Genomic DNA, 3,065 nt, shown 5'->3' with positions numbered 1-3,065 from the left:
CCACTGTTCGTCGGTCATCTTCTGAACCACGTTGTCCCAGGTAAAGCCAGCGTTGTTGACGATGATGTCAACACTCTTGAAACTTTGCACCGCAGTCGCGATGAAACGCTCAGCGAAGTCGCTTGCCGTCACGCTGCCCACACACACAGCGGCCTCGCCACCTTGCGCGCGGATCAACTCGGCCACTTCGTTGGCCGGATCGGCGTCGAGGTCGTTGATGACAACACGGGCGCCTTCCGAAGCCAGTTTCAGTGCCACTTCACGGCCAATGCCACGGCCGGAGCCGGTAATCAATGCGGTCTTGCCTGCGAGCTTGCTCATCTCAATCTTCCTTTCTGTTTGATACGCGTTGTTCTTTAGAAAATCAGTTCAGTGCCACCACGGCTTCGCCGAGAAGTTTCTCGTCACCGAACTGGTTTGCACACCTGAGCGTGAGCTTCACGCGCTGCTCTCCGTCGGCTTCGAACTTCTCGACAACCTGGCCGGTGCAGGTGGGCTGATTGCCCAGATGCGTGATGCCGGTGAAGCGCATCGACACGCTGCGGATCTGCGTCTGCGGCACCCAGCCGGTCAACAGCCTCCCGAGATACGCGACCGACAACATGCCGTGGGCGAACACGTCCGGCATGCGCGCCTTGCGGGCGAAATCGATGTCGACGTGGATCGGATTGTGGTCGCCCGAGGCGCCGCAATAGAGGGCCAGCGTGGTCCGGTTGATGACCGGCAGCGTGAGTGCGGGCAGCGTGTCGCCCACCTTCACATCGTTATAGCGAGGTACTGACATCGAGCGTCTCCTTAACCGTTGCGCTGCACGATCACACCGCGCAGATCGGCGATGTGCTCGCCCTTCTGGCTCGTCACGCGCGTTTCCTGCACCACGAATTGCAGTGCACCGCCTTTTTTCTCGTAGACGTCCGCCAGTTTCGTCTCGAAGCTCAGCGTGTCGCCGGCGTAGGCCATCCGGTGATAGGTGAACGACTGCTCGGCATGGAGGATGCGTGCCAGATCCATATCCAGGGACTTCAGCGTCGCGACCAGGTCGCCCGTTTCACTGTTCATGCAGAACAGGAAGGTCGGCGGCACCGGCAAGCCGGGATGGCCGGCATCGCGAGCGACGGATTCGTCGGTGTACACAGGGTCGGTCTCGCCCACGGCCTTGGCGAAGAAGCGTAGGCGCCCCTTCTCGATATCGACGGTGCCGCGCGACATCACGCGGCCGATCATGCTTTTGTCTGCCATTACAAAGTCTCCTCAAAAGAGATGGCGCGCGACAGTCACGCCGCCCGCCATTTCCATCACACCATCAGGTGCGACCGTACAGCGTCACCACGCAGGCGCCGCCCAGACCCAGGTTGTGCTGCAGCGCGAGCTTCGCGCCGTCGACCTGACGAGCGTCCGCCGTGCCGCGCAACTGATTCGTGAGCTCGTAACACTGAGCCAGCCCCGTCGCGCCCAGCGGGTGGCCTTTCGAGAGCAGGCCGCCCGACGGATTGGTCACGACCTTGCCGCCATACGTGTTGTCGCCGTCGTTGACGAACTTCTCGGCGCCGCCTTCCGGACAAAAGCCGAGCGACTCGTAGGTGATCAGTTCGTTGTGCGCGAAGCAGTCGTGCAGCTCGCACACCTTGATATCGGACGGGCTCACGCCAGCCTTCTCGTACACCTGCCGCGCGGCTTCGCGGGCCATGCTGAAACCGACCAGCTCGATTGCCGAGCGCTTTTCGAACGTCGCCGGGCTGTCGGTGGTCATCGACTGCGCGAGGATCTGCACGTCGGTGCGAATGTTGTGCTTCTTGGCGAAGGCTTCCGAGCAGATAATCGCCGCCGCAGCACCGCACGTCGGCGGGCACGCCATCAAACGCGTCATCACGCCTGGCCACACGACCGGATCGGCCATGACGTCTTCGGCACTCACCACCTTGCGGAAAATCGCAAGCGAATTGTTGGCGGCATGACGGCTCGCCTTCGCGCGAATCTTCGCGAAGGTCTCCATTTTCGTGCCGTACTTCTGCATGTGTTCTTTGCCTGCGCCACCGAACATCATCAACGCGCCCGGCACCTTTGCTTCGACTGCGTCCGGATTCAGATCGGCGGCCAGAACGGAGGAGCTACCCAGCGGGCTCGGGCGGTCATGCCAGATTCCGCCGAGCGCGCCCGGTTGCATCTGCTCGAAGCCCAATGCGATCGCGCACTCCACCGCACCGCTTTCGACGGCCTGGCGTGCCATGAACAACGCGCTCGAGCCGGTTGCACAATTGTTGGTGACGTTGAGCACCGGAATCTGCGTCAAGCCCAAGGGGTACAGTGCAGCTTGCCCACAGCAGGAGTCGCCATAGACGTAGCCCACATAGGCTTGCTGCACGAGGTCATACGAAATGCCGGCGTCAGCGAGCGCAGCGCGCGCCGCTTCCGAGCCCATTTCGACGTACGAAGCACTCGCACCCGGCTTCTTGAACTGGATCATGCCAACACCCGCGACTACTACTTTCTCAGACATCGTCTGACTCCTTCTCTGGTTCATCAAAGTTCATTAATTAATGAATGCCGCTAGCTACCGGCATTCATCCGGACGTGTTACGCCATCCACCCAGCACATCGTCCAGGCTCGTATCCTGGCCTTCGGCTGAACGGAGCACTTCGGGCACCGTGCGGCTGAAACGCGGCGCCGGCGCGGGCTGCACGACACCATCGATCTCGATGAAGGTGTTACGTGCAACGTTGTGTTCGTGTTGCGGCGCCTCGTCCATATCGAGCACCGGTGCAAAGCAGACGTCCGTACCTTCCAGCAGTTCGGTCCACTGCGCGCGGGTGCGGCTAACGAAGTGCGCAGCAAGCCGGCGCTTGAGTTCCGGCCAGTGACGCCGCTCGAACTGGTGAGCGAAAGCCGGATCGGTTATCTCGAGGCGTTTAAGCAGTTCGCCATAGAACTGCGGTTCGATCGAGCCGATCGCGATATATTTGCCGTCGGCGCATTCGTAGGTATCGTAGAAGTGCGCGGAGCCGTCGAGCAGGTTGCTGCCGCGCCGGGCGCTCCACCTGCCCTGTGCCTGCAAGCCGTAGAACAT

At 61.5% G+C, this 3,065-nt stretch carries 5 protein-coding genes; all 5 read right to left on the bottom strand.

Annotated features, from left to right (window positions below):
• Positions 1-321: SDR family NAD(P)-dependent oxidoreductase (locus tag WCA53_RS26670; protein WP_423917685.1), on the bottom strand; the 321-nt coding region annotated here is incomplete at its 3' end.
• Between the two features lie 43 nt (positions 322-364).
• Complete coding sequence (locus tag WCA53_RS26665) at positions 365-784, bottom strand: MaoC family dehydratase (protein WP_423917682.1); 420 nt, start codon at positions 782-784, stop codon at positions 365-367.
• 11 nt (positions 785-795) lie between these two features.
• Positions 796-1,239: a MaoC family dehydratase N-terminal domain-containing protein gene (locus WCA53_RS26660; RefSeq protein WP_423917679.1), complete on the bottom strand. Its 444-nt coding sequence runs from the start codon at positions 1,237-1,239 to the stop codon at positions 796-798.
• A 64-nt stretch (positions 1,240-1,303) separates the two neighbouring features.
• Complete coding sequence (locus tag WCA53_RS26655; RefSeq protein WP_423917675.1) at positions 1,304-2,497, bottom strand: lipid-transfer protein; 1,194 nt, start codon at positions 2,495-2,497, stop codon at positions 1,304-1,306.
• A 64-nt stretch (positions 2,498-2,561) separates the two neighbouring features.
• The coding region (locus WCA53_RS26650) for a CoA transferase (protein ID WP_423917672.1) at positions 2,562-3,065 on the bottom strand (504 nt) is incomplete at its 5' end.

This window comes from Caballeronia sp. (genome assembly GCF_049581465.1).
Classification (GTDB): domain Bacteria; phylum Pseudomonadota; class Gammaproteobacteria; order Burkholderiales; family Burkholderiaceae; genus Caballeronia.
Note: the sequence above shows the minus strand (reverse complement) of the source record. Positions and strands in the feature narration are given on the sequence as shown.

Excerpts from the sequence above, each read along its gene's own strand:
- WCA53_RS26655 (WP_423917675.1), bottom strand. The coding sequence starts at position 2,497 with ATGTCTGAGAAAGTAGTAGTCGCGGGTGTTGGCATGATCCAGTTCAAG.
- WCA53_RS26665 (WP_423917682.1), bottom strand. The coding sequence starts at position 784 with ATGTCAGTACCTCGCTATAACGATGTGAAGGTGGGCGACACGCTGCCC.
- WCA53_RS26660 (WP_423917679.1), bottom strand. The coding sequence starts at position 1,239 with ATGGCAGACAAAAGCATGATCGGCCGCGTGATGTCGCGCGGCACCGTC.